The sequence below is a fragment of the Ralstonia sp. TCR112 genome (genome assembly GCF_007997035.1).
Classification (GTDB): Bacteria; Pseudomonadota; Gammaproteobacteria; order Burkholderiales; family Burkholderiaceae; genus Ralstonia; species Ralstonia edaphi.
The window spans coordinates 17,446-41,965 of the sequence record NZ_VOSS01000049.1; the positions used below are offsets into that span (position 1 = coordinate 17,446).

The 24,520-nt window shown below is 61.1% G+C and carries 27 protein-coding genes; 16 read left to right on the top strand and 11 right to left on the bottom strand.

Annotated elements, in window-relative coordinates; genetic code table 11:
* Nucleotides 1-3: 3 nt before the first annotated feature.
* A complete protein-coding gene (locus FUT88_RS14390) occupies nucleotides 4-651 on the bottom strand; it encodes a TnsA endonuclease N-terminal domain-containing protein (RefSeq protein WP_147216096.1) in 648 nt (215 codons plus the stop codon).
* A 565-nt stretch (nucleotides 652-1,216) separates the two neighbouring features.
* Here FUT88_RS14390 and FUT88_RS14395 point away from each other — a divergent pair.
* The 4 genes from FUT88_RS14395 to FUT88_RS14410 all read left to right on the top strand — a co-directional run bounded on the left by FUT88_RS14395 (nucleotide 1,217) and on the right by FUT88_RS14410 (nucleotide 3,985).
* A complete protein-coding gene (locus FUT88_RS14395) occupies nucleotides 1,217-1,477 on the top strand; it encodes a transcriptional regulator (protein ID WP_147216098.1) in 261 nt (86 codons plus the stop codon).
* 86 nt (nucleotides 1,478-1,563) lie between these two features.
* Nucleotides 1,564-2,085, top strand: coding sequence for a hypothetical protein (locus FUT88_RS14400; protein WP_102066930.1), 522 nt, complete (start codon nucleotides 1,564-1,566; stop codon nucleotides 2,083-2,085).
* Nucleotides 2,086-2,130: 45 nt separating this feature from the next.
* Nucleotides 2,131-3,183: an AI-2E family transporter gene (locus FUT88_RS14405; protein ID WP_147216100.1), complete on the top strand. Its 1,053-nt coding sequence runs from the start codon at nucleotides 2,131-2,133 to the stop codon at nucleotides 3,181-3,183.
* A gap of 82 nt (nucleotides 3,184-3,265) precedes the next feature.
* Complete coding sequence (locus FUT88_RS14410) at nucleotides 3,266-3,985, top strand: Crp/Fnr family transcriptional regulator (protein ID WP_147216102.1); 720 nt, start codon at nucleotides 3,266-3,268, stop codon at nucleotides 3,983-3,985.
* Nucleotides 3,986-4,029: 44 nt separating this feature from the next.
* Here FUT88_RS14410 and FUT88_RS14415 read toward each other — a convergent pair whose 3' ends face one another.
* The gene (locus tag FUT88_RS14415; RefSeq protein WP_147216104.1) at nucleotides 4,030-4,212 is read right to left on the bottom strand and encodes a CsbD family protein; all 183 of its coding nucleotides are present in this window, start codon (nucleotides 4,210-4,212) and stop codon (nucleotides 4,030-4,032) included.
* 369 nt (nucleotides 4,213-4,581) lie between these two features.
* Between FUT88_RS14415 and FUT88_RS14420 the strand changes: the two genes are divergently transcribed.
* The 4 genes from FUT88_RS14420 (at nucleotide 4,582) to FUT88_RS14440 (ending at nucleotide 7,178) form a co-directional block, all read left to right on the top strand.
* Entirely contained in the window at nucleotides 4,582-5,172 is a 591-nt protein-coding gene (locus FUT88_RS14420; RefSeq protein ID WP_147216106.1) for a YSC84-related protein, read from the top strand.
* A gap of 546 nt (nucleotides 5,173-5,718) precedes the next feature.
* Complete coding sequence (locus tag FUT88_RS14430; RefSeq protein WP_124383266.1) at nucleotides 5,719-5,877, top strand: DUF3309 family protein; 159 nt, start codon at nucleotides 5,719-5,721, stop codon at nucleotides 5,875-5,877.
* 73 nt (nucleotides 5,878-5,950) lie between these two features.
* Nucleotides 5,951-6,208 (top strand): hypothetical protein, encoded by a 258-nt coding sequence (locus FUT88_RS14435; protein WP_124383265.1) that lies wholly within the window; start codon nucleotides 5,951-5,953, stop codon nucleotides 6,206-6,208.
* 88 nt (nucleotides 6,209-6,296) lie between these two features.
* Nucleotides 6,297-7,178 carry a slipin family protein gene (locus FUT88_RS14440; RefSeq protein WP_147216110.1) on the top strand — a complete coding sequence of 294 codons (882 nt, stop codon included), beginning with the start codon at nucleotides 6,297-6,299 and terminating at the stop codon, nucleotides 7,176-7,178.
* A gap of 69 nt (nucleotides 7,179-7,247) precedes the next feature.
* On the opposite strand, the gene FUT88_RS27180 is transcribed toward FUT88_RS14440, so the two are convergent.
* The 4 genes from FUT88_RS27180 to FUT88_RS14460 form a co-directional block, all read right to left on the bottom strand.
* Complete coding sequence (locus FUT88_RS27180) at nucleotides 7,248-7,463, bottom strand: glycine zipper 2TM domain-containing protein (RefSeq protein ID WP_124383264.1); 216 nt, start codon at nucleotides 7,461-7,463, stop codon at nucleotides 7,248-7,250.
* A gap of 694 nt (nucleotides 7,464-8,157) precedes the next feature.
* Nucleotides 8,158-9,444 (bottom strand): NRAMP family divalent metal transporter, encoded by a 1,287-nt coding sequence (locus FUT88_RS14450; protein ID WP_147216112.1) that lies wholly within the window; start codon nucleotides 9,442-9,444, stop codon nucleotides 8,158-8,160.
* A 208-nt stretch (nucleotides 9,445-9,652) separates the two neighbouring features.
* Complete coding sequence (locus tag FUT88_RS14455) at nucleotides 9,653-9,970, bottom strand: hypothetical protein (RefSeq protein ID WP_102066782.1); 318 nt, start codon at nucleotides 9,968-9,970, stop codon at nucleotides 9,653-9,655.
* 60 nt (nucleotides 9,971-10,030) lie between these two features.
* Nucleotides 10,031-10,189, bottom strand: coding sequence for a DUF3309 family protein (locus tag FUT88_RS14460; RefSeq protein WP_134927001.1), 159 nt, complete (start codon nucleotides 10,187-10,189; stop codon nucleotides 10,031-10,033).
* 427 nt (nucleotides 10,190-10,616) lie between these two features.
* Here FUT88_RS14460 and FUT88_RS14465 point away from each other — a divergent pair, with 427 nt between their 5' ends.
* On the top strand, nucleotides 10,617-10,877 hold the full coding sequence (locus FUT88_RS14465) for a hypothetical protein (RefSeq protein WP_124383262.1): 261 nt from the start codon (nucleotides 10,617-10,619) through the stop codon (nucleotides 10,875-10,877).
* A 17-nt stretch (nucleotides 10,878-10,894) separates the two neighbouring features.
* Here FUT88_RS14465 and FUT88_RS14470 read toward each other — a convergent pair whose 3' ends face one another.
* Both FUT88_RS14470 and FUT88_RS14475 read right to left on the bottom strand, forming a co-directional pair.
* Complete coding sequence (locus FUT88_RS14470) at nucleotides 10,895-11,755, bottom strand: transglutaminase-like domain-containing protein (RefSeq protein ID WP_147216114.1); 861 nt, start codon at nucleotides 11,753-11,755, stop codon at nucleotides 10,895-10,897.
* 105 nt (nucleotides 11,756-11,860) lie between these two features.
* Complete coding sequence (locus tag FUT88_RS14475) at nucleotides 11,861-12,145, bottom strand: hypothetical protein (RefSeq protein ID WP_147216116.1); 285 nt, start codon at nucleotides 12,143-12,145, stop codon at nucleotides 11,861-11,863.
* Between the two features lie 728 nt (nucleotides 12,146-12,873).
* Between FUT88_RS14475 and FUT88_RS14480 the strand changes: the two genes are divergently transcribed.
* On the top strand, nucleotides 12,874-13,338 hold the full coding sequence (locus FUT88_RS14480) for a hypothetical protein (protein WP_124383260.1): 465 nt from the start codon (nucleotides 12,874-12,876) through the stop codon (nucleotides 13,336-13,338).
* A 337-nt stretch (nucleotides 13,339-13,675) separates the two neighbouring features.
* Here FUT88_RS14480 and FUT88_RS26235 read toward each other — a convergent pair whose 3' ends face one another.
* Nucleotides 13,676-13,843, bottom strand: coding sequence for a hypothetical protein (locus FUT88_RS26235; RefSeq protein WP_186829312.1), 168 nt, complete (start codon nucleotides 13,841-13,843; stop codon nucleotides 13,676-13,678).
* Nucleotides 13,844-14,076: 233 nt separating this feature from the next.
* A complete protein-coding gene (locus FUT88_RS14485; RefSeq protein WP_147216118.1) occupies nucleotides 14,077-15,015 on the bottom strand; it encodes a LysR substrate-binding domain-containing protein in 939 nt (312 codons plus the stop codon).
* Between the two features lie 152 nt (nucleotides 15,016-15,167).
* On the opposite strand from FUT88_RS14485, the gene FUT88_RS14490 reads away from it, so the two are divergent.
* Nucleotides 15,168-16,337 (top strand): metallophosphoesterase, encoded by a 1,170-nt coding sequence (locus tag FUT88_RS14490; RefSeq protein ID WP_147216120.1) that lies wholly within the window; start codon nucleotides 15,168-15,170, stop codon nucleotides 16,335-16,337.
* Between the two features lie 140 nt (nucleotides 16,338-16,477).
* Here FUT88_RS14490 and recG read toward each other — a convergent pair whose 3' ends face one another.
* Complete coding sequence (gene recG, locus FUT88_RS14495) at nucleotides 16,478-18,625, bottom strand: ATP-dependent DNA helicase RecG (RefSeq protein WP_261797169.1); 2,148 nt, start codon at nucleotides 18,623-18,625, stop codon at nucleotides 16,478-16,480.
* A gap of 132 nt (nucleotides 18,626-18,757) precedes the next feature.
* On the opposite strand from recG, the gene queA reads away from it, so the two are divergent.
* From queA to secF, 5 genes are all read left to right on the top strand, one after another.
* Nucleotides 18,758-19,810, top strand: coding sequence for a tRNA preQ1(34) S-adenosylmethionine ribosyltransferase-isomerase QueA (gene queA, locus FUT88_RS14500; protein ID WP_147216124.1), 1,053 nt, complete (start codon nucleotides 18,758-18,760; stop codon nucleotides 19,808-19,810).
* A gap of 2 nt (nucleotides 19,811-19,812) precedes the next feature.
* Entirely contained in the window at nucleotides 19,813-20,964 is a 1,152-nt protein-coding gene (gene tgt, locus FUT88_RS14505) for a tRNA guanosine(34) transglycosylase Tgt (RefSeq protein WP_147216127.1), read from the top strand.
* Nucleotides 20,965-21,069: 105 nt separating this feature from the next.
* A complete protein-coding gene (gene yajC, locus FUT88_RS14510) occupies nucleotides 21,070-21,402 on the top strand; it encodes a preprotein translocase subunit YajC (protein ID WP_004632835.1) in 333 nt (110 codons plus the stop codon).
* 113 nt (nucleotides 21,403-21,515) lie between these two features.
* Nucleotides 21,516-23,405: a protein translocase subunit SecD gene (secD, locus tag FUT88_RS14515; protein ID WP_147216130.1), complete on the top strand. Its 1,890-nt coding sequence runs from the start codon at nucleotides 21,516-21,518 to the stop codon at nucleotides 23,403-23,405.
* Nucleotides 23,406-23,483: 78 nt separating this feature from the next.
* On the top strand, nucleotides 23,484-24,455 hold the full coding sequence (secF, locus tag FUT88_RS14520; protein ID WP_147216132.1) for a protein translocase subunit SecF: 972 nt from the start codon (nucleotides 23,484-23,486) through the stop codon (nucleotides 24,453-24,455).
* The last annotated feature ends 65 nt before the right edge of the window (nucleotides 24,456-24,520 follow it).

Below are 24,520 nucleotides of genomic sequence, written 5' to 3' on the forward strand. Positions count from 1 at the left end.
GGCCTAGCTCGGTAGAGATAGCTGCGTGCTTTCCGACAGCGGAACCTGCAGATCCGCTTGAATTGCGCCATGCGCGACAAGATGCCAAAGCACGGGAATCCAAACTGCACGTACCTCCAACCTGTCGGTCAAGCTGTCGAGCAACGCAAGCGGCGTTGTTGGACTGCCCACCTGACGCATCGCCTCAAGCAAGCGCTCAACAGCAGCCGGGTCAGCGGGCGTATGACGGTACCGGTGCAAGAATTTCAGGTTCTCGATACGAGGCGTCCTGATATCCAGTTCTGTTCGGGTAATGAAGATCCAGCCTCGCTCTTCCGCAAACGCTGCTGCCGCCGCAAACTTCTCTTGGTATTCCTCAGCGTGTCGCTCAAGGTGCTCCTGAATTTTGATTTCCACCAACTCTGGCGGTCGCTGGATTCCAGAAGACGTGGGGCGATATGTCACCAGCAGATCTGGGACATAGCTTCGACCTCGGGACAATGGGATTTCGACGGGCTGCACGTCGTACGATTCGAGGTGAGGATCCGAGTCCAACATGAGCATGTACTCCTTTTCCAAGATCGACTCGAACTCGAAGACCTCGTCCGCGTGCGGCGAGGCGTGGCGTCCAGTGACAAACAGGTAATTCTTGGGGATCCGGCGGACCGGCATAAAGCGCTCCAAAAATCACACATCCGTGGAATCTTGCTTTCCCCACCCTGACTTGTCGACCCTCCATCGCGAGGGGCTCACGTAATGAGCGCATTGCAGTCTAGGTCGGGCAACGGTGCTTATGTAGTGCGCATATGGCAGTCAAGCCATTGCAGGTGCAAGCTGGCGCCTAGCCAACATGGCAGGTCTGCATCAGCAAGACGGCTGAATCGCTTCGATGAATGCCCTATAAATGGTGCAAACAAGCGGCGAAAGTTGCATAAATTGAGCAAGCGGCGATGAAAGATCTGCCGAAATGGGCTCTGCGCGGCTCTCTGGAGGTGCCCCTTCGTCATCCCGTCATCGGTCTGGACAACCGTTTGTCGCCGGGTCACTCCACTGCATCAACTTCACTGGTCAGTCCGACAATTTTCGCGGGCGGTTGACAAACACACACGGCGGATCGAACTGTTCAATCGAGAAAGCGCAGTCGAGCATCGGGACGACTGCCGGCATGGAAAGGCGCCTAATGACCTACCCAAAAGCTCTGGGACTCCCCCCCTTTTGAACAGATGAGGTACCAATCGTGCGACTGATCGAACCGGATGAACAACGGGAATTTCTTGCAACCTTGCAGCGCAACGGTCAGGCAGAAGATGACTTCGAACTTCTTGAAGTAGATACGACTGACCCAAAAGGCGACGAGAACCTCGGTTTGCAGGGCTACGTGACGGTAACCCGACTATCAACCAAAATTACAAGGGAATACCCACTCGGCGATGGAGCCGATTGGGTCCAGCATTTCAGGAAAGATATCGAAGCCGGCGCGTTCAATCAGTTGGAATGAGTCTCGCATGCCGTTTTGACGCTGGCCACCTACCCCACGTGAAAACGAGACAGTTTGCGTTTGGGTCAAGAACCGAAAACTCTCTCATGAGCAGCCTTCTGGATTGGATCGAAAAGCATCCCGCGCTAGCGGCGTGGGTACAGGCAGTCGCCATCATTGTCGCGATTGCGGGAACGTGGCTGGCAGGTTGGCTCCTTCAGCGCACGGAAAGGCGAATGGAGAGGCGCACATTGGCGAAAGCGGTGAGCGAAATTGCCATGGCGGCAGAGGAGCTGGTACGACGCGTTATCAGCGAGCTGCCCGATAAGCAAGCCGTCAGCGCGATCGCCACAGGAGAAAGGTCATTCGATATTCGCGCGATTGATGAGCTTGAAGCTGCGATCGCCGCAATTCAGTTGCACAACCTCAGTACCCCTGAACTCGTGCGCGATGTCATCGCATTGCTTGCCAACATTCGTCAGCTTAGAGAACAACTGGCCAATGCAATCGCGACGCATCATCGTATGGACGCGGCGCATTTCAGCGAGTTCTTAGACACGCTGACGAAGGTCCACGCGGTGATCACTAAAATCAGTGTAAGCATTGCGACGCACGTGAGCCAAATCTAACGATCGGGGTTCGCTTTGCTACAGCCCCGACAAGGAGGAATCGTCATGCTCGGATTTGACCCACGTGCCGGCAAAATTGTCTGGACAGTTTTCTTATTCGCGCTTGCCGTACTGATCGTCTACAAGATTGCCTCCGTGCTGATGGTCACGGTGTTCGCTGTGTTCTTCAGCTACTTGCTGTACCCGCTGGTCGAGCGACTGGAACGGCACATGCCGCGCAAGGTACCACGTAGCGTATCGATCGGTATCGTCTTCATCCTGGTCGTTGTCGTGGCGATCGTCGCTGGCTCGGTGTTTGGTGTGACGGTCCAGGACGAAGCGGGCAGGCTCGCCGATCAACTCCCAAAGTTGCTTGATACCAGCACCATGGCAGATCGTCTTTCGCTGCCGAGCTTCCTGGAACCATTGCGTGCGCGCATCCTGGAATTCGTACGTGAGCAACTCTCGACGAGTTCAGACCAGGCCATGCCGCTGGTTCGCAGCGTTGGATTGGGTGTCATGCACGCGGCTAGCAATCTCGTCTATCTCGTGCTCATCCCCATCATGAGCTTTCTGATGATCAACGAAGCGCCATCGATTCATGCCGCGCTGCTTTCGTGGATACGCTCTTCCGATAGGCGCCTGTGGGCGGGCATCATTGAGGATTTGGACACGCTCCTGTCTCGCTATGTCCGGGCGCTCTTGCTGTTATCGCTGGCCACGCTGGTTGTCTACAGCATCGCGTTTTACCTGCTGGGTGTGCCCTATGCGCTGCTGCTGGCAACCACGGCCGCAGTGCTGGAGTTCATTCCGTTCGCTGGGCCGTTGGCCGCGGTGGTGGCGACAGTCACGGTCGCCGGCTTTAGCGGGTATCCGCACTTGCTCTGGCTGATCGGATTCATCGTCGCCTACCGCCTGTTCCAAGACTACGCGCTGAACCCCTATCTGATGAGCGAGGGGGTGAAGGTCAGTCCACTCCTCGTCATTGTGGGGCTGCTCGCAGGCGAACAACTCGGTGGGGTTGCGGGCATTTTTTTGTCGGTACCCGTGATCGCCGCGCTTAAAATTGTGCTGTCACGAGCGTGGGCCGCACAAAGCCTAGGCAACGAGGTGCGTTGACCCACGGCAGCCATCGTTTCTGTAACCCTACAGTCATTGATGGCTGGGATACGAATCTACGGCGAGTGGAAAGGAGGCTGCCATGGTGGCGCAACCAAATCCGAAGCGGAACCATCTGCTGTCCGTGCTTCCTCCTGACGACTGGTCGAGAATCTCGCCAGAGCTTGTCCTGGTCGACATGCCGCTGGGGCAAGTTGTCTACGAATCGGGCGACCGACCTGAGTACGTCTACTTTCCCATCACGGCCATCGTGTCCCTGCTCTATGTCATGGAGAACGGCTCGTCAGGAGAAATCGCGATTGTCGGGAACGAAGGGCTGATCGGCATCGCCATCTTCATGGGCGGCGAAACCACGCCCAGCCGCGCAGTGGTTCAAAGCGCGGGAGCCGCGTATCGCCTGAGCGCTCGCGTCCTCAAACAGGAGTTCGCCCGCGCCGGTGCCATGCAACGTCTTTTGTTGCGCTACACCCAGGCACTCATTACGCAGATGGCGCAAACGGCTGTCTGCAATCGCCACCACTCGATCGACCAGCAGTTGTGTCGTTGGCTGCTGCTGAGCCTGGACCGCCTGCCGTCCAACGAGCTGCGCATGACACAGGAACTGATCGCCAACATGCTGGGTGTGCGCAGGTCCGGCGTCACCGAGGCGGCGCTGAAGCTGCAGACCGCCGGATTGATCCGCTATAGCCACGGGAATATTGAAGTGCTGGACCGGCCAGGCCTAGAAGGCCGCGTCTGTGAATGCTACGCCGTGGTCAAGCGGGAGTTTGACCGCCTGCTCCCAGACCTTCAGGCGCTCTGATCGTCGGTCCGTCGTCCCTGAACGGTGGCGACCGCAACGGTCGCTCAGGGCTTGCGCTGCTTCTTGAGAGCTTCCTTCGCGTCGCCGTACGCGGCTTGCGCTTTTCCTGCAATCTGTTGGACCTTTCCTTTCGCTGCGGTTGCGTCTTTTCCGGTGACCTTACCGACGGCTTCCTTCATCTTTCCCTTCGCTTCTTCAATGCGGCCCTTCACTTGATCCTTGTTCATGACAACGCTCCTTCCAAACTCGGCACCTGCGTTGATCGCCAGGTACATCACGTCTTAACCGCGCCATGCTTGGAGCGCCAAACTGCCACGCGACCTGCGCAGACGAAGACCCTGTCCAACGAATGACCATTCTTAGTCCAACGTCGGCATACCGTCTGTACGGCGGCGAACGAAGGCGACATGTTGACGCCCTCACTTGCCGCTTCGAATCGCTTGATCAGCAACGTTGGACCGAAACTGCCGACGTGTAGCGCACGACGCCTCCCTCACAACCTCTGCTCAAGTCATACGTCTCGGTACGCTGTCGTACCGTCACCGCCGCCGCCGTCGCATAGGCTCAATGTACTTTGAGACATGGTGGAGACAGAGATGCGGAAAGACCGTTTGGTAGCAATGACGACGATGGCTGTCGCTACGACAATCAGTTTCATGACGCCCGGCCGCACAACGACCGGGGCATCGGAAGCAGCCGCGCACCAACCCGACAAGCGACACACGATCGATACGGCCGTCGACTCGACACTTGCGCGCCTGTATACCGCTGCCAATGGCTCACGTGAACTGGTTGGCAAAGCCCGAGGCGTACTGGTGTTCCCATCGGTCATTGCCGCCGGTTTTGGCATCGGTGGCCAGTATGGTGAAGGATCACTGCGCGCCGGCGGCGGCACGACTGGGTACTACAGCACGACAACGGCTTCGATTGGATGGCAGATTGGCGCGCAATCGAAAGCCATCATCTTCCTCTTCATGACCCAGGATTCGCTTGACCGATTTCGCAATAGCGAGGGCTGGTCCGTGGGTGGTGACGCGTCGGTTGCCGTGCTGAAGGTGGGTACAAACGGCACCGTTGATAGCTCGACCGCGACTGGGCCAATCCAGGCATTCGTGCTCACAAACAGTGGATTGATGGCAGGCGTGACGCTAGAGGGCACGAAGGTCACAAAGCTCAAATCGCTGTAGCGAAAAAGTGAGGCCGCCGGCCGTCTGTGCGGCTTGTGTCATCGCCTCATCGTAGGGCTACGTTGTCAGGAGGACATCATGCGCGCGGTTATCTATACGGCCATGGGGATCTGGATCGCCTCGTTGGCTGGTTGCCTGTGGGTTCCTGATGGCGGTTACCACGACGCTCGACAGGGTGGCTATGAAAATGGCCAACGTGGCGGATACGAGGGGAATCGCCACGGTGGCTACGAACGTGACCATGAGGAGTCCAGAGATCATGAGCATCGCTAGGGGAGCCATCACTCGACGCCCCGGCTGGCTACCGGGTGATCATCGCTTTTCGACGGCACAAGGTACGCAATCTGGCGTGCCAGTGCGTACGCTACCGGACCGTTTTCAAGCCCGTTCCCATCTATCCTTTAAGGAGATGAGGCGCGCTCAGCCCCCACGAACAGCGATCAAGAAGAGGCGAGCGTCAACCTCATGATGAAACAACCGTGGAGCGCTTTTCGCCCAGCGTTGGGCACACGGGTGGGGGGGAATCTACTCAACGAGGAGGACATCATGTCTCTCGGAATCCTACTGCTAATCGTCCTAGCCATTTTGGTGGTTGGGGCGTTTCCAAGGTGGTCCTACAGCAATGGTTGGGGCTACGCGCCAAGCGGTGCGCTCGGCTTGGGTCTGCTCATCGTTCTCGTGCTATTGCTCATGGGGCGACTCTAAAGCGCATGTTTCGGTACACCCCAAGGGGTCCGAAGCATAGGCGGCGGCACAGCGCAAGCATGAGGAGAACGTGATGCTCGATCAAACCATTCACCAATTCCCGGAGGTGGAGCGCGATGCATTTCGTGAGGTCTGCTTGCGAAACGGCCTGGCGCCCGATGGCTTCGACGTGTCCTCCGTCGAGCATTTTTCGAGCGCCTCGGCCGGCGCGGCGCTAGACCGCTGCATCACTGTACGGATGGGCAAGACTGCCCGCGAGTACGACGGAGCACTGGGCCCGGAATGGGTCATCGATTTTGAGGACGATATCCGGTCACGCGTTTTCGGATAGGTAGGGGGTCGGGCATATCGGATCCCCGGTCCTAAAGAGCGTGTCTTTAGGCCATCGGTTGCAGCTTCATTCGCTTGCGAGGCCCTATATGAATCCCATCACCGCATTCCTCGTTGTGCTTCTCCTGTTCCTGGGGGCTGCCACCGGCGTATTCGTCTCTGTTCTGCTGGCGCCCCTGTTTGCCATCGCCGCAATCCTGCTCGCCGCAACACTCAAGATGGCCAACGCATGGCAGAAGTTCGTCATCTTGCGTGCGGGCAAGCTGCAAAGCGTAAAAGGGCCCGGGTTGTTCATGATCCTGCCGATTGTCGACAGCGTGACGGCAGTCATAGATGAACGCATCCAGACTACCGGATTCAATGCGGAGCAGGCATTGACGAAAGACACCGTGCCAGTCAACGTTGACGCGATCATCTTCTGGCACGTCCATGACGCACAGAAAGCCGCATTGGCCATTACCGACTATCGCCAGGCAATCGACCGCGTCGCGCAGACGTCGTTGCGTGAAATGATTGGGGCCTCGATGCTGTCGGCATTGCTATCCGATCGCAAAGCGGCAGATGAGCAGTTGCGCGCCGAGATCGGCGAGAAGACTGCAGCATGGGGCGTGACCGTATCCTCGGTGGAGGTGCGCGACGTGGCCATCCCCGTGGCACTCCAGGATGCGATGTCCAGGCAAGCGCAGGCGGAACGCGAAAAGCAAGCCCGCGTCATTCTGGGCTCGGCCGAAGCGGCCATTGCAGCCAAGTTTGTCGAGGCTGCCGGCATGTACGAGGGGCATCCACAAGCGCTGCAGTTGCGCGCAATGAACATCATCTACGAGACCACTAAGGAGCGCGGTGCGACGATCTTGATGCCAACGTCGATGGTCGACAGCATGAATCCCGTTGCGGTCGCGTTCGGGGTTTCCAGCAGTACAGAGCCGGTGAGTCCTGTCGTGCCCATCAAGACGGCGGTAGCTGTGGCGTAGCGATACGGAACACGGCATTCCCGCAGATGTGGGAATGCCGTGTTCGGCTTCCATGGTCGCAGCTAAGCCCTATTTGCCAACTTGGTTGCCCACCACCCCGCCAACGACTGCACCACCCACTGTTCCCACGGCACTCCCGCCTGTCAGCACTGCGCCGGCGACACCGCCGACACCCGCACCGATTGCGGTATCCGTACCGCGTCGAGACATCCCGGCACACCCAGTCGCAAGCGTCGCGATCAACACCATCGCGCCGCACAGTCCTGCTATTCGATCGTTACGCATTTTGTGCACCTCCGTCTCGATCGCACCCCAAGCATCTTGTTGCAGAGAACGCTGACGCGAGACTTGAATTTTCTGTACAGACCATGAACGGCGTACAGCCCATCAGGGCACCCCTGCGGCAATAGGTAGGTGTCGCGCGAATGCCTCAAGGATCAATATCCCCGGTCACAGCAACGGTGTCGGTACGGCGGCAGACGCAAATGCACGGGGCTCGATGCTCGATTGTGTTCGCGCATCTTGTCGGCGGTGCCGCGGGTTCGAGCAGGGAATAGAAAGAGCGAGTTCTGTACGGTACCGGGCCGACAGCGACTCCCCCATCACGTTACGCTGCAGTCACAAATTGCAGTGAGCCGGCACATCCCGGCATACCGAGGGAATCGCAACAAGGATCTCTATGAACAGTTCACTTAGCCTGTCAAACGGAATGCTTGAAATACGCACGACGCAGCGTAGTGACAGGCGATGGTTTTCTGAATATCGCTTTACGCCCAACAATGGACGTGTCACCGCTTGGGCACAGGCTGCGATTCCGGAAGGATTCGTTTCTTCTGGTCTTGCATTCAGCGCGGGGATACTACTGGGGCAACAATGCGCTGAGCTTACCCGCTGAAGCAGGCAGTGCCATTGTGGGAGAGGTACCGCCGCACGAGATCAACATCGGCATGCTCACAATGTGTCTACGTGTCGACTCGTATCATAGGAACATCGCCATGGCGGCAGCGCCCATGATCGCCGTGGCGGTCCAGCCCAGAACGATCATGGGTCGGCTTGCGGTGTAAGGCCCCATGACAGCGGGTTTCGAGACCAGCAGGATGATGACCACCATCAGCGGTACCGCCACCACGCCATTGATGACTGCGCTCCAAAAGAGCGCTTTCATCGGGCTGATCGGAGAGTACTGAATTGCAAGCCCTGCAAGTACGCTGACCGCGATGATGCTGTAGAACCCACGTGCGTCGCTTACCTTGCGTTCCAGCCCCTCCTTCCAACCCATGGTTTCGGAAAGCGCGTAGGCGCCCGAGCCGGCCAGCACGGGTACGCCGATGAGGCCGACGCCCAAAATGCCGATGGTGAACAGCAGGTACGCAAAGTCTCCTGCAAGCGGCCGTAATGCACTGGCGGCCTGTGCCGCCGTCGTGATGTCGGTGACGCCGGACACATGAAGGGTCACGCCTGTCGCCAGGATGATGAAATACGCGGTCACGTTCGAATAAAGCATGCCGCTCCACGTGTCCCACCGGATGCGCCGTAGCTCCGTGCGAGCCTTGGCGCCATCGCGTTTCAGCGATGGGCGCGCATGCATGTCCTCAACCTCCTCGGAAGCCTGCCAAAAGAAGAGATAGGGGCTGATAGTGGTCCCGAAGACCGCGACGACCATGGATGCGGCGCTCGCGTTGAGCTTGAAGTGGGGCCACACCGTATGCAGCGCAACTTGGCCCCACGGCACATGCACTGTAAACAAGACGGCCGCGTAGGCCAGCAAGGAAGCTGTCAGCCACTTCAGAAAGAAGACGTAACGATGGTAAGGAACGAATATCTGCAGCGCCAGCGTGCCAAACACGACGAATGCCGTCATGAGGTGCCGGTCGACACCGGAAACAAGTTCTGCGACCTCGCCCATCGCCGCGACGTCTGCGGCGATATTCAGTGTGTTTGCGACCAGCAATAGCAGCACGACGCCGCGCAGCACACTCGGCGGGAAGACATCCTTGATGTTGGCGGCGAGCCCCTTTCCGGTGACACGTCCCATGTTTGCGCACATGGATTGAATCGCGGCCATCAAGGGGAAAGCGAGCGGCATCGTCCAAAGCATGTCCAACCCAAACTGTGCGCCGGCCTGCGAATAGGTCGCGACCCCGCTCGGATCGTCATCGGCCACCCCGGTGATGAGGCCAGGGCCAACGCGGGACAAGGGATGATCTCTCAACCGCGCCCGCAAGGTGCGATAAAGATTGACCCGGTGGTGTCCACTGGCATCCATTCTGGGAGTCCTTGTTCACCGAAGGTCGGCTGGAGATGATCATAGCGCTCTACCGAGGACCAGAAGCATCGCGGGTCCGCAAAAGCTGTTCTGCAACATCCCTGTGCATTGGTCTGCGCATTGAATGAAGAGAAGCGCATCCAAGACCAGCAAGCAACACCGGAGGCACAGGAAGCGCTGCAAGCGCCCGGCTTGGGGACGAAAGGGTTCACCCCCGTGGCCTTTTCATTGCCTCCGCTTCTTTGGCCGCGTTTCGCTCCTCATAGGCCTCGGTAGGGTCCATTGCCTCGTCCACTGAAGATTCGGCACGCTCTGCGGATGCCTTCGCTTGCTCCAGAAATTCCACCGACTCCTCTTGCGCACCAATAGGAGGCGTCAGCATGTCTTTGAGCATGGCCTCCAACTCTGGCGTGTCCCACGGTTCATGCCGCCGCGTTTTGGCTTTGATGTAATGACGGATCTCGGCATCCTGGGCAGCGGTCAACGGGAGCCCTCGAAAAGTACGCCTTACGTTCGTATCTGGCATGACATCCCTCGCATAACTGATTATTTTGGAAACTCATTGACGAAACTCTGCCGCGCGCGTTCAGATTTGCCCCGTGAGCATCAGCACGAGCACGAAAAGAACAAGAACGCCAATGGCTCCGCTTGGCCCGTAAGTCCACTCAGCGCTGTAGGGCCACACCGGAATCGCCCCGACGAGAGCGATAGCCAAGATGGTAAGTAGCAGGACACCGACAGACATGACGCGCTCCTCTGGCAGGCTCCCGTGCACATCCTGGCGAACCCGCGTCCAACACGCTTCCAGTGCCAAATCGAGCCCGGAGCCGCAAGAACTCTCATTGAGAATACGTAGTTCCACCTTGATCCAGGGTAAGTGCTTGGGAGCGTAAAGACGGTCCGGTACCGTACGTAACGTCCTACCGACGGGAAGCTTAAAGGATCGTGGTGGGAAGAACCGAGACAAGCTGGAAGAAGGCAGTTCAGGCTGCCTAAACGTCCGGCAGGAAGCGATCGAACTACCGCTTGGATTGGGCCTACTTGGCGCTCCGAACTGCACGATCCATTCTGGTTTGCCGCATAAGATGCGCACGACCGTTGCAATAACGGTCATTTCTCCCCGTTTGATGCACTACGCTTGCAGAGGCGGCAGCGAAGAATGGAGGCGCAGCATGACCCGTACAACCGAGTACCGAGGCTTCGAAATTCATCTGCAATTGATTGGGACGCAGAAGGACATGTTCGATCTGTGGTTCAGCATCGACGGCCCCATGAAGCCGCCTGGTGTCGCTGCGATAGGCAAGCGCATCAAGGTCCACGGCAGCCCTTTTTCTCGACGCTGGGCGCACCTGATTGGCGAACTGGCAGGCCGCGCCGCAGTAGACGTGATTCTCGGCCCAGAAGAGGAGTCTCCCGCGACGGACGAGCGATAAGTCGCCACATCCACCTCTCACCACGTACTGATTCCTTGGACAGTGTCAATTGGCATGCTGGTTTTCAGATCCGCGTTCTCAAGGGCCTGAACTTCCACGATCGGCCGCGACAATTTGACGTTACCAAACACCAGGGCAATGGGCACGTCCGCCGCATCGCGTCCGGTACCGATTCGCAGAAGCCCCATGGGCACCGCCGCCTGCGAGGGGTCGACCAGATACCATTGGTTTCCCAGAAAAACCTCCACGAAGGCGTGGAAGTCAGGCAATCCCAGCGATGGATCGGCACCATAGTCGAGACTGGTTGCGAAGCGCGCCGGTATGCTCAGCGCGCGGCACAATGCAATCATCAAGTGCGCATAGTCGCGGCACACGCCCTTTCGCTCCACGAGCGTGCCGACCGCAGACGTTCGCTCGCTCGTTGACTGCGGTACAAATCGCACGTAACGACAGACCCAGTCACGAATCCGGATAACCAGCGGATAGCCACGTTGGCAGCCGCCAAATTCCTGCTGCGCAAACTCCATGAGCCGGTCCGACTCGCAATAGCGACTAGGGGTCAAGAATGGGACAACGTACAGCGGTAAATCCGCAATAGGGACTTCGTGCAGCAGTTCGGCGGGCGTCAATAGGTGTTCTATGTCCACCGTCGCTTCATAGGTCAAGGTGAAGTTGCCCCGAGGCGCCCGTACACGCAAACGGCGATTGCGCAAGGTCGGTTCGGTATGAGGCACGGTCGACATCGCCGGCGTCAGATGCAGTGACTCGGCGACGATCGTCTGGCGAGACGTCTTCGCGGCGTGAACATTAAAAATGAAATCCGCAGTTGGATCACGTACCTCATAGGCCAAGCGGACTGAGTAGCGCATGCGAACCATACGACCCTCCTGTAGCCCCCGGAGCCACATGGTTGTTGGAAAAAAAGTGATGGGTGAATAGCCGCGTCGCGGAGTCCCGACCGTTGCCCAAAAACTGGTGGGCGATCACGCGAAGGCCATGGACTGAACGGGAACGAAGCCGTTGATGATCTCTTCAGCGCCCTTCATGGCGGCACGCTTGGCCGTACCGATGCTCTCCCATGGTTCACCGCTCAGGCGAAAAATACGGGAATGCGCCGCATCCGGAAATGCGCCTTCGAGGCAGATCATCACAGAGGCGCTGTATGACCGATCTGGACGACGCTCGTGCCATTCCCGAGGCGGGTCAAACAGGTAGATCAAGGGATAAACGTCGTACCCCTTGTATTGGCAAGTCGGATAGGCATCCATGGCGATCTCCGTTGGAGGGGGCACCCGTGCGGCAATAGGCATGTGTCGCGCGAATGTCCCAAGAACCAAGATCCTTGATCGCTGGGAAGGTGTCGGTACGGCAGCAGACGCATTGATCGCGTGGTCTGCTCCGATGTGTTTGTGCATGACGGGGCGGTGCAACAGCTTCGATCTAAGGGACCAACAACCGACCAACTTCTGTACGGTACCGAGCCGACAGGTCCTCACCAGCAAACTACGTTGGAATCACAAATAACAGTGAACCGGCACGTTCCGGCATACCAGGGTGACCGCAACGAGGATCTCCATAATTAGCTCGCTTGACCTGCCCAACGGAGCACTCGAAGTGCGCACGACGCAGCGTAGTGACCGGCGATGGTTTTCCGAATATCGCTTCACGCCCAATGATGGACGTGCCACAGGCTGGGCAGGGGCCGCTATCCCGGAAGGATCCATTTCCTCTGGCATCGCATTCAGCGCTGGGATACGACCGGGGCAACAGTGCGCTGAGTTTGCGCGCTGAAGCAGGCAGTGCCATTGAGGGAGGCACGGCGCCAACCCATTGCAAGAGGTCAGCGTCGAGATGCGCACAATGTGTTTGCGTGTCGATGCCTACAATGATAGGAACATCGCCATGGCGTCAGCGCCCATGATCGATGTGGCAGTCCAGTCCAGGACAATCCTGAGCCGGCTCGCGGTGTAGATCCCCATCCTAGCGAGGGACGAATATGAGCTCTTATGACAAGCTTGACGCAGCAATGAATGCGTTCGACAAGCGCAAGGCCGAAGAGAAGGAAGACGCTGCCGACAAGCAGATCGCAGTGGAAAAATTTCGGACCGATTTCGCGGCGTTCCGAATGAAGACAGCGCATCCCGTCTTTGAAGACATCGGCGCCCATCTGCAGAAACGCGGCCATGGCTTCAAAGTCGAAATGACGGCACTGAGCACGACGCTCCATGTTTTTCCCGCCGGCAGGGAGGCACAGGAGTATGACTCAGGGCACGCCAACCAATACCCCAAGATCACGTTGATAGGCGACGCGCTCGACCAAAAAGTTCACGTGCACATGGTGGTTTCCAACCGTAGCGGAACGGCGTCAACCTCTGAGATCACCCTTGATCTGAGCGACCTGACTGCGAATTCTTTGCGCGATCTGATCGTGGAGTGCCTTGCGAAATCCTTTGCGGGCTGACTGCTCGATCGCAGCCCATGGTGGTGGAGCTAGGCCCTTACAACGCCAACACACACAGCATCACGAATATTTGGCCCGCAGGCCAAGGCGACCATACACCCGCCGTGGTGGATTTGCCTGGCCGAGGCTTGGGGGCGCTGCCATATGCATAGTCGCAGACTCCTGGAAAGCTCTGACAGGCCGGGATGTGGTGCGTCGCGCGTGGCGCGCCAACGCGCCTCCACAATTCTGCCCCCGCAACCCACACGAGTTCCGAAGCCTGGATTGCGGTGTCCTTGCCAAGCGGAGTCCGAAAGCTGATGGATTGGCGGAGCTTTCCCGGAGCAGAACATCCGTGTCAAGCCTGAACCTCATACGGAGCAAGCGTCGACAAGCGTTGATCGATCATGGCGCAGCCAACGGTAAAGTGATACAGGCTTTGCCATGCGTGATCCTTGATGTCGAGCACGGCATGCATTTGGATATCGCGTTGCCAAGCTTGTCGAGCTAGGTTACAGGCGGCCATGGAGGGTTGCCAGTGTCGAGTCCCGGCGCGAGCGCGAAGCCTGTACTAGCACGAGCGAAGCAAGCCGGAATGGCCCAGCATTGACACCGCAACACGATCTACGCCATCCAGTTCAGCAAACTTCGCTATTTTTTCTAACTTACTTCGCTATTTTCTCTAAGCAAGATAGCGTTTTTTCTAATTTTCTTCGCTATGGCGACAGACGGCCCGCTCAGGGCTCGGGGATCAGTGAATCAGCGGCGTGGGCGGCAACAGCTTGATGCCGGGCAGTCGCATTGCGCGACCGCCTTGGCCACCGCTTCGATCGCGGCGATGCGGGTGAAACTCTTGCGCCAGGCCAGCACAACGCGGCGGTCGGGCACCGGCTCCTGAAATGGCACGTACGTCAGCAGATCATTGGCGGCGGGCTGCATGTTCGGCACCGACGTACGCGGCAGCACGGTAATGCCCACGCCGCTGGCCACCATATGCCGGATCGTTTCCAGCGACGAACCCTCGAAGGTTTTCTGGATGCCGTCTGCGTTCTGCGAGAAGCGCGACAGCTCCGGGCACACGCCCAGCACGTGGTCGCGGAAGCAATGGCCGTTGCCGAGCAGCAGCATGGTCTGCTGCTTGAGCGCCTCCGGGTCTACCGACGACGCCTTCGCCAGCTCGTGGCCGCGCGGCACCGCCACGACAAAGGGCTCGTCATACAGCGGCACCGTCATGAGGCCGGCTTCGGGAAACGGCTCGGCCATGATGGCGCAGTCGATCTCGCCTTGCTTGAGCAGCTCCACCAGCCGCACGGTGAAGTTCTCCTGCAGCATCAGCGGCATCTGCGGGACGGTGTCGATCATCTGCTTGACCAGCGCCGGCAGCAAGTACGGGCCGATCGTATAAATCACCCCGAGCCGCAGCGGCCCGGCCAGCGGGTCCATCCCCTGCTTGGCGATCTCGCGGATCGCCATCGTCTGCTCGAGCACGCGCTGCGCCTGGGTGACGATCTGCTCGCCGACGGGCGTGACGCTCACTTCCGACGCGCCGCGCTCGAAGATCTGCACGGCCAGTTCGTCTTCCAGCTTCTTGATGGCGACCGACAGCGTCGGTTGCGAGACGAAGCAGGCCTCGGCGGCACGCCCAAAGTGGCGTTCCCGGGCGACGGCGACGATGTATTTGAGTTCGGTGAGCGTCATGACGATCAATCGGCTTGGGGATATCGATAGATTTTACCAAGGGACGTGCGATGTTGCTTGCGCTTCGAACGGGTGCCCGGCATTGACAACGCTGCCAGTCACCCCATCTTCCGTGGACACGTCTCACCAAGACCCAAAGGAGCCGCCCCAGCATGCGTGACGAACCTAACGGCAGCCGATCCCTGCCCCGCGGCAGGCGCCGCTTTCTGACGACGGTCGTGGCGCTGATGGCAGCGCTGCACCTCTACATCGGATGGCGGCTGCTGCCGGATCTGGGCTGGAATGGCACCGGCTGGGCTGCGGGCATCATCTTTCTGCTCATATCGACGGTGATGATTCCTACCGGGATGGCGGCGCGCTTCGTGATCCGGCCCATCTCGCTGGCGGACCGCGTCACCTGGTTTGGCGCGTTGCTGATGGGCCTGTTCTCGTCGCTGCTGGTGCTGACGCTGCTGCGCGACATCGCGCTGATCGTGCTTCCACACGCCTATCGCCACGATTCGGCCCTGCTTGTCGTCGGCCTCACCGTGCTGGTGACCGTGATCGGCTATATCAACGCGCGCCGCATTCCGCGCGTGGCGCGGGTGACGGTGCCCATCGCAGGCCTGCCGGCGGCGCTGCACGGTTTCACCATCGCGCAGATCACCGACCTGCATGTCGGCCCCACCATCAAGCGCGCCTATGTGGCTGGCGTGGTCGAACGGCTCAATGCATTGCAGCCCGATGTGATTGCCGTGACGGGCGATCTGGTGGACGGCGAGGTGGAAGTGCTGCGTCCACACATCGCGCCGCTTGCCGGCATGTCGGCAAGGCACGGCGTTTTTGCGGTGACCGGCAATCACGAGTACTACTCGGGCGTCGGACCGTGGGTGTCGGAGTTCGAGCGGCTCGGCATGCGGGTCTTGATGAACGAGCATGCGGTGCTGGAACACGACGGCGCGCCGCTGGTGATTGCGGGCGTGACCGATTTCAGCGCAGGCAAGTTCGACGCTGCGCACACGAGCGATCCGGCCCGGGCGTTGGCAGGGTCGCCGCCTGGGGTGACGCCGACCGTCCTGCTCGCGCACCAACCCCGCACCGCTCCCGCCGCTGCGGAGGCCGGCTTCGACCTGCAGCTTTCTGGGCACACCCATGGCGGCCAGTTCTGGCCATGGAGCCTCTTTGTCCCGCTGCAGCAGCCTTTTACGGCGGGATTACACAGGCTGGGACGCCTGTGGATCTACACCAGCCGCGGCACCGGATATTGGGGCCCGCCCAAGCGATTCGGTGCGCCGTCGGAAATCACGCTGCTGCGTCTGGAGCCGGCCGTCGGCCAAACCTGAGAACTGATATCCGACGAAGAAAACGTTCAGTTGACGGAGGTCCCCGCACTGATGGACCAGGCCGATCGTGCGGTGTATACCGCCAAGCGCTTACGCAAGCAGGCTCGGCTAGCGCACTAAAAAGCCGTGCGCCGCCGGTCTTAGACGCGCAGGTAGTGCTCGCGCTCGCCCAGCCAGCGCTTAAGGTGGGTGTCCACGGCTTCAGGAAAGCGCGCGAGCATCTCGTCTGCAGCGCCCTGCGCAAATTCGACGAGCCACGCATCGTGGTTCAGATCGGCAAAACGCAGCATCGCTTCGCCTGATTGCCGCGCGCCGAGGAATTCACCGGGCCCGCGGATCTCCAGGTCGCGCCGGGCGATTTCGAAACCATCGGTGGTCTCGCGCATGGTTTGCAGGCGCTGCTTGGCCGTCGGCGACAGCGGCGCCTGATACAGCAGCACACAGACCGATTCCGCAGTGCCGCGTCCCACCCGCCCGCGTAGCTGGTGCAGCTGCGCAAGGCCAAAGCGCTCGGCGTGCTCGATCACCATCAGCGAGGCATTGGGCACATCCACACCCACTTCGATGACGGTGGTGGCGACCAGCACGTGCAGGTCGCCGCCGGCGAAGGCGCTCATCACGGCGGCCTTCTCGGCGGATGGCAGGCGTCCGTGTACAAGGCCCACTTTTAGGCCTTGCAGACTTTGCGAGAGCGTCTCGAAGGTTTCAACGGCGGTCTGCAGTTGCAGCGCTTCGCTTTCCTCGATCAGCGGGCAAACCCAGTAGACCTGTCGCCCCTCGCGTGCGGCGGCGTAGATGCGTTCAATCACTTCGTCGCGCCGCGCATCGTTGACCAGGCGGGTGACGATGGGCGTACGGCCGGGCGGCAACTCGTCGATCGCCGAGACGTCGAGGTCGGCGTAGTACGTCATTGCGAGCGTGCGCGGGATCGGCGTGGCGGACATCATCAGCTGGTGCGGCACCTGGGCGTTGGCGGCAGGTGCATCGCCGTTGCTTGCCTTGCCGCGCAAAGCCAGGCGCTGCGCGACGCCAAAGCGATGCTGCTCATCCACCACCGCCAGGCCCAGCCGCGCGAACGTGACCGCATCCTGGATCAGCGCGTGCGTACCGATCACGAGTTGCGCCGTGCCGCCCGCCACGCGTGCGGCCGCCTCGTCCTTCTGCTTGCGCTTGAGGCTGCCGGCCAGCCAGACGATGTCGACGCCCAGCGGTTCGAGCCACGCAGAAAGCTTGCGATAGTGCTGCTCGGCCAGCAGTTCGGTCGGCGCCATCAGCGCAGCCTGCCAGCCGGCATCGATGGCCTGGCAGGCCGCCAGCGCGGCGATGACGGTCTTGCCGCTGCCCACGTCGCCCTGCAGCAACCGCTGCATCGGGTACGGGTGCGCGAGGTCGGCGCGAATCTCTTCCCACACGCGGGCCTGGGCGCCGGTCAGCTTGAACGGCAGCGCTTTCATGAAGCGCGCGAGCAGCCCATCCTTGCCGCTGCCGCGCAGGACGGGCGCGTTGCGCATGCGGCGCGCGGCCTGCGCACGCTTGAGCGAGAGCTGCTGGGAGAGCAGCTCATCAAACTTGATGCGCAGCCACGCCGGGTGCGTGCGCTCGACGAGGCTGTGCTCATCGACATCGGGCGTCGGCTGATGCAGCAGGCGCACGGCATCGGCCGGCGTCATCAGCTTGAGCGGCGCGAGCGGGCCGGTGACGAGGCTGTTCGGCAGCGTTTCCGGCAGCGGCGTGCGCGTGAGCGCGTTCAGGATCGCTTTGCGCAGATAAGCCTGTGCGACGCCCGCCGTGCTCGGATAGACCGGCGTCAGGCGATCGGGCAGCGGTTCATCGTCCGCCACGGCGCGCACGGTCGGGTGCACCATCTCGGCGCCGAAAAAGCCGCCGCGCACTTCGCCGCGCACGCGCAAGCGCACGCCCTCGGCCATCTGCTTGACCTGGCTGCCGTAGAAATTCAGAAAACGCAGAACCAGTTCGCCCGAGTCATCGGCGATATGCACGACCAGCTGCCGGCGCGGCCGGAACGCCACTTCGTTGCGCGTGACCGTGCCCTCGACCTGCGCAGCCCACCCGGTGTTGGCGCGGGCTGTGGCCTCGGCAATGGTCAGCAGCGTGGTTTCATCCTCGTAGCGCATCGGCAGATGCAGGACGAGATCGACGTCGCGGTGCAGGCCAAGCTTGGCGAGTTTGTCTGCGGGGCGGGCCGCCTTGGCCGCTGCCTTGGCAGGCTGGTCCGTCGCGGTTGCGCGTTTTGGCTTCGGCGCCGGCGCAGTATCAGCGTCGGGCATAGGAGCAGCATCAGTGGCGGAACGGGCGCGAGGCGGCACAGGGCGTTTACAATGGCGAACTTTGCGGTTTCGCCCGATTGTACCGGCGCCCGCGACCATCACTTGGCGCAATCCACGTCTGCGCCACTTTTCATGCTGACGCTGTCCGATTTCGATTTCGATCTGCCGCCCGAGCTGATCGCGCAAACCGCCCTGCCCGACCGCACCGCGAGCCGCCTGCTGGCCGTACGCCCCGCGGATGACGCCGTGCACTTTGAAGACCGCCAGTTTGCTGACCTGGTCGACTACCTGCGCCCCGGCGACCTGCTGGTCTTTAACGACACGCGCGTCATCAAGGCACGCTTTTTTGGCCACAAAGCCAGCGGCGGCAAGGTGGAAGTGCTCGTCGAGCGCCTGCTGGACGAACACACGGTGCTGGCGCAGATCCGCTCCAGCAAGTCGCCCGTCGAGGGCACCACGCTGCGCCTGGCCGACGCCTTTGACGTGACGGTCGGACCGCGCGCCGAGCCGTTCTTCACGCTGCGCTTCCCGCAGCCGGCGCTGGATCTGATCGAGCAATACGGCCGCCTGCCGCTGCCGCCCTACATCGAGCACGACCCGGACAGCTTTGACGAGACGCGCTACCAGACTGTCTATGCGCGCAACCCGGGCGCCGTCGCGGCACCCACGGCGGGCCTGCATTTCGACGATGCGCTGTTCGCAAAGCTGGACGCCATGGGCATCCGGCGCGGTTTTCTCACGCTGCACGTCGGTGCGGGCACGTTCCAGCCGGTGCGCGTGGAAAACATCGCCGAGCACCGCATGCACAGCGAGTGGTACGAAATTACGGCTGAACTGGCCGAAGCCATCCGCGCCACGCGCGCGGCCGGCGGCCGCATCATCGCGGTCGGCACCACATCGATGCGGGCGCTGGAGTCGGCCGCGCAGCCGGACGGCACGCTCAATGCCTGCAGCGGCGAGACCGACATCTTCATCACCCCCGGCTACCGTTTCCGCGCCGTCGACCTGCTGGTGACGAACTTCCACCTGCCCAAGTCGACCTTGCTGATGCTGGTATCGGCGTTTGCCGGCATGAGCGCCATCCGTGAGGCGTATCAGCACGCCATCGCCCAGCGCTACCGCTTCTTCAGTTACGGCGACGCCATGCTGCTCACCCGCGCTGAACCAGACTCCATTTCCGCCTGACCATGCTCAAGTACGAACTGCTCACCACCGATGGCCTCGCCCGACGCGGCCGCATGACCCTGAACCACGGCGTGGTCGAAACGCCCATCTTCATGCCGGTGGGCACCTATGGCGCGGTCAAGGCGATGTCCCCGGCGGAGCTGAAAGACATCGGCGCGCAGATCATCCTTGGCAACACGTTCCACCTGTGGCTGCGCCCGGGCCTGGAAGTGATGGACGCGCACAAAGGCCTGCACGGTTTCAATGGCTGGGATAAGCCCATTCTGACCGATTCCGGCGGTTTTCAGGTGTTTTCACTGGGCGATCTGCGCAAGATCACCGAAGAAGGCGTGACGTTTGCATCGCCGATCAATGGCGACAAGCTGTTCCTCTCGCCCGAAATCTCGATGCAGATCCAGCGCCGGCTGAACTCCGACATCGTCATGCAGTTCGACGAATGCACGCCGTACAAGATTGGCGATCGCCCGGCCACCGAAGCGGAAGCCGCCGCTTCCATGCGCATGAGCCTGCGCTGGGCGCAACGTTCTCGCAACGAGTTCGAGCGCGAGAACAATCCCAACGCGCTGTTCGCTATCGTCCAGGGCGGCATGTTCGAGAACCTGCGCGATGAATCGCTGGCCGGCTTGCAAGCCATTGACGCCGATGCGGGCGGCGCGGGTTTCGGCGGCTACGCCATCGGCGGCCTGTCGGTCGGCGAGCCCAAGGAAGACATGATGCGCGTGCTGCAGCACGTGGCGCCGCGTCTGCCGGCCAACAAGCCGCATTACCTGATGGGCGTGGGTACGCCGGAAGATCTGGTGGCAGGCGTCGCCGCGGGCGTCGACATGTTTGACTGCGTGATGCCGACCCGCAACGCGCGCAACGGCTGGCTCTTCACCCGCTTTGGCGACATCAAGATCAAGAACGCGGTACACCGCAACGATCCGCGCCCGCTGGACGAGACCTGCGGCTGCTACACCTGCAGCAATTTCTCGCGCGCCTACCTGCACCACCTGCAGCGCGTCGGCGAAATCCTGGGTGCCCGCCTGAACACCATCCACAACCTGTATTACTACCTGGAATTGATGGCCGAAATGCGCGCCGCCATCGAGTCGCACGGCTTTGCTGCCTTCCAGGCGCGCTTTGCCGCAGACCGCGCGCGCGGGGCCCTGTAAGCCGCCTTCGAAGGGCGCCGGGCGCGCCCATTTGCCGCAGCATCGCAATGGTAGAATGTCCGGTCCGATTTTTGACCGATTGACGAACCATTACGGAGTTCTGACGTGTTCCTGATTTCCGACGCTTACGCGCAAACTGCACCGGCAGCTGGTGGTGCCGCGGGTGGCCTGATGAGCTTCCTGCCGATCATCCTGATGTTCGTGGTGCTGTGGTTCATCATGATCCGCCCGCAAATGAAGCGCCAGAAAGAAACCAAGGCGATGCTCGAAGCCCTGGCCAAGGGCGACGAAGTCGTCACCGCCGGCGGCATTCTCGGCAAGGTCAGCAAGGTGGCTGAGCAGTACGTCACCGTGGAAATCGCTGCCAACACCGAAATCACTGTCCAGAAGAGCGCCGTGACCACCGTGCTGCCCAAGGGCACGCTCAAGGCGCTGTAATCGGCCCCTCCCGGCGCCGCCGCGCACGATTGCGCCGGCGCCGGCACCCCAGGCAGCGCCTATTCTAAGAATCCGCGCCCGCGCCCCTAGGCGTCGCCTCTCTGCATTCCAAGATGAATCGCTATCCGCTCTGGAAATACATTGTGATCCTGGTGGCGCTTGCCATTGGGTTCCTCTATACGCTGCCGAACTTCTTCGGCGAGGCCCCTGCCGTGCAGGTGTCTTCTGGCAAGGCCACCGTCAAGGTCGACCTGAACGTGCAAAAGCAGGTCGAGAGCCTGCTGGCTGCGGCCAGCATTCAGCCCGACGGCGTGTTCTTCGACAACAACGGCACCTCCGCCAGCGTGCGCGTGCGCTTTGCCGACACCGACACGCAGCTCAAGGCCAAGGACGTGCTGGCCCGCGGCCTGAACACCGATCAGGCCGACCCGACCTACATCGTGGCGCTGAACCTGCTTCCCGGTTCGCCGCGCTGGTTGAGCGGCGCACCGTTCTTTGCCAAGCCGATGTTCCTGGGCCTGGATTTGCGCGGTGGCGTGCACTTCCTGCTGCAGGTCGACATGAACGGCGCCGTGACGAAAAAGCTCGACTCGCTGGCTGGCGACATCCGTACGCAGCTGCGTGACAAGGGCATCCGCCACAGCGGCATCGACCGCAACAACAACACAATCACGATCAAGTTCGCCAACCCGGACGACGCCGATCGCGCCCGCGGGCTGCTGGCCGACTCCACGCGCGAACTGGCCTACACCGTCGACAAGAGCGCCGACGGCGCCACGCTCACCGGCACCTTCACCGCCGCCGCGATGAAGGAAGTGCAGGACAACGCGGTCAAGCAGAACATCGTCACGCTGCACAACCGCGTGAACGAACTCGGCGTGGCTGAGCCGGTGATCCAGCAGCAGGGCCCGGACCGCATCGTCGTGCAATTGCCGGGCGTGCAGGATACGGCCAAGGCAAAGGACATCATCGGCCGCACGGCAACGCTGGAAGCGCGCCTTGCCGATCCCAACGCGCCGCTCGTGCCGCGCGCCGGCGACCCGGTACCGCTGGGCGACGAGCTGTTCACGCAAGGCCGCAGCGCGCCCGTTCTGCTGCAGAAGCAGGTGATCTTCACGGGTGACCGCATCACGAGCGCCTCGGCAGGCTTCGACCAGAACCACAATTCGTCGGTCGACATCACGCTCGACGGCCAGGGTGGCCGCATGCTGCGCGATGTCTCGCGTGACAACATCGGCAAGCGCATGGGCATCGTGCTCTTTGAAAAGGGCAAGGGCGAAGTGCTGACGGTGGCGACCATCCAGTCCGAACTCGGCTCGCGCTTCCAGATCACCGGCATGGGCTCGACCGAGGCAGCTTCCGACCTCGCGCTGCTGCTGCGTGCAGGCTCGCTGGCCGCGCCGATGGAGATCATCGAAGAACGCACCATCGGCCCGTCGCTGGGTGCCGACAACATCAGGAAGGGCTTCGATTCGGCGCTGTACGGCTTCCTTGCCATCTCGGTGTTCATGGTGCTGTACTACATGCTGTTCGGTGCGTTCTCGGTGGCAGCGCTGGGCGTGAACGTGTTCCTGCTGATCGCGCTGCTCTCCATGCTGCAGGCCACGCTCACGCTGCCCGGCATTGCGGCTATCGCACTGGCGCTCGGTATGGCCATTGACGCGAACGTGCTGATCAACGAGCGCGTGCGTGAAGAGCTGCGCAACGGCGCCTCGGCGCAGATGGCCATCTCCGCCGGCTTTGACCGCGCCTGGGCGACCATCCTCGATTCGAACGTGACGACGCTCATCGCTGGTCTGGCGCTGATTGCCTTCGGCTCGGGCCCCGTGCGCGGCTTCGCGATCGTGCACTGCCTGGGGATTGGCACGTCCATGTTCTCGGCGGTGTTCTTCAACCGCGGTCTCGTGAACCTCTGGTACGGCCGCAAGAAGAAGCTGCAGAGCGTCGCCATCGGCCAAGTGTGGAAGCCGGGCAATACGAACACGGAATCGCCCGCCAAGTAATCACGCCTCCCACAACGAATCTCGCATAGAACCGGCGCTGCCCCGACACGAAGGGGCGGCCGCCACAAAGGGCAGACCATGGAGTTTTTCCGCATCCGCCGCGACATTCCGTTCATGAAGCACGCGTTGATCCTCAACGCGCTGTCGTTCCTGACGTTTATCGCCGCTGTCTTCTTCCTGTTCCACAAGGGACTGCACCTGTCGGTGGAGTTCACCGGCGGTACGGTGATGGAAGTCGCTTACACCCAGGCCGCCGATCTGCCGAAGATCCGCGGCGACGTTGAGAAGCTCGGCTACGCCGACGCCCAGGTGCAGAACTTCGGCACCTCGCGCGACGTGATGATCCGCCTGCCGCTCAAGAACGGTCCGGACGGCAAACCCATCGCCTCGGCAGTCCAGAGCCAACAGGTGATGACGGCGCTGACCGCCGTGAACCCCGACGCCAAGCTCCAGCGCGTTGAGTTCGTCGGCCCGCAGGTCGGCAAGGAACTCGCCACGGATGGCCTGCTGGCGCTGCTGTTCGTGGTGATCGGCATCGTGATCTACCTGTCGATCCGCTTCGAATGGAAGTTTGCCGTGGCGGGCGTGATCGCCAACCTGCACGACGTCGTGATCATCCTGGGCTTCTTCGCCTTCTTCCAGTGGGAGTTCTCGCTGTCGGTGCTGGCAGGGGTGCTCGCGGTGCTGGGCTATTCGGTCAACGAATCCGTGGTGATTTTCGACCGGATCCGCGAAGCGTTCCGCAAGTACCGCAAGATGAACACGCACGAGGTGATTGATCACGCGATTACCAGCACCATCTCGCGCACGATCATCACCCACGGCTCGACCGAAATGATGGTGGTGTCGATGCTGGTGTTCGGCGGTCCGACGCTGCACTACTTCGCCCTGGCGCTGACGATCGGTATTCTGTTCGGCATCTACTCGTCGGTGTTCGTGGCCGCTGCGCTGTGCATGTGGCTGGGCGTCAAACGCGAAGATCTGGTCAAGGCCGATAAAAAGGCCGGTGGTCCGAAGGAAGACGATCCGAACTTCGGCGCGCAGGTCTGAAGACCCTGCTCCGCGCTGCCCGGACGACTCCGTTCTTCGGGCAACAAAAAAGCCCCGCAATTGCG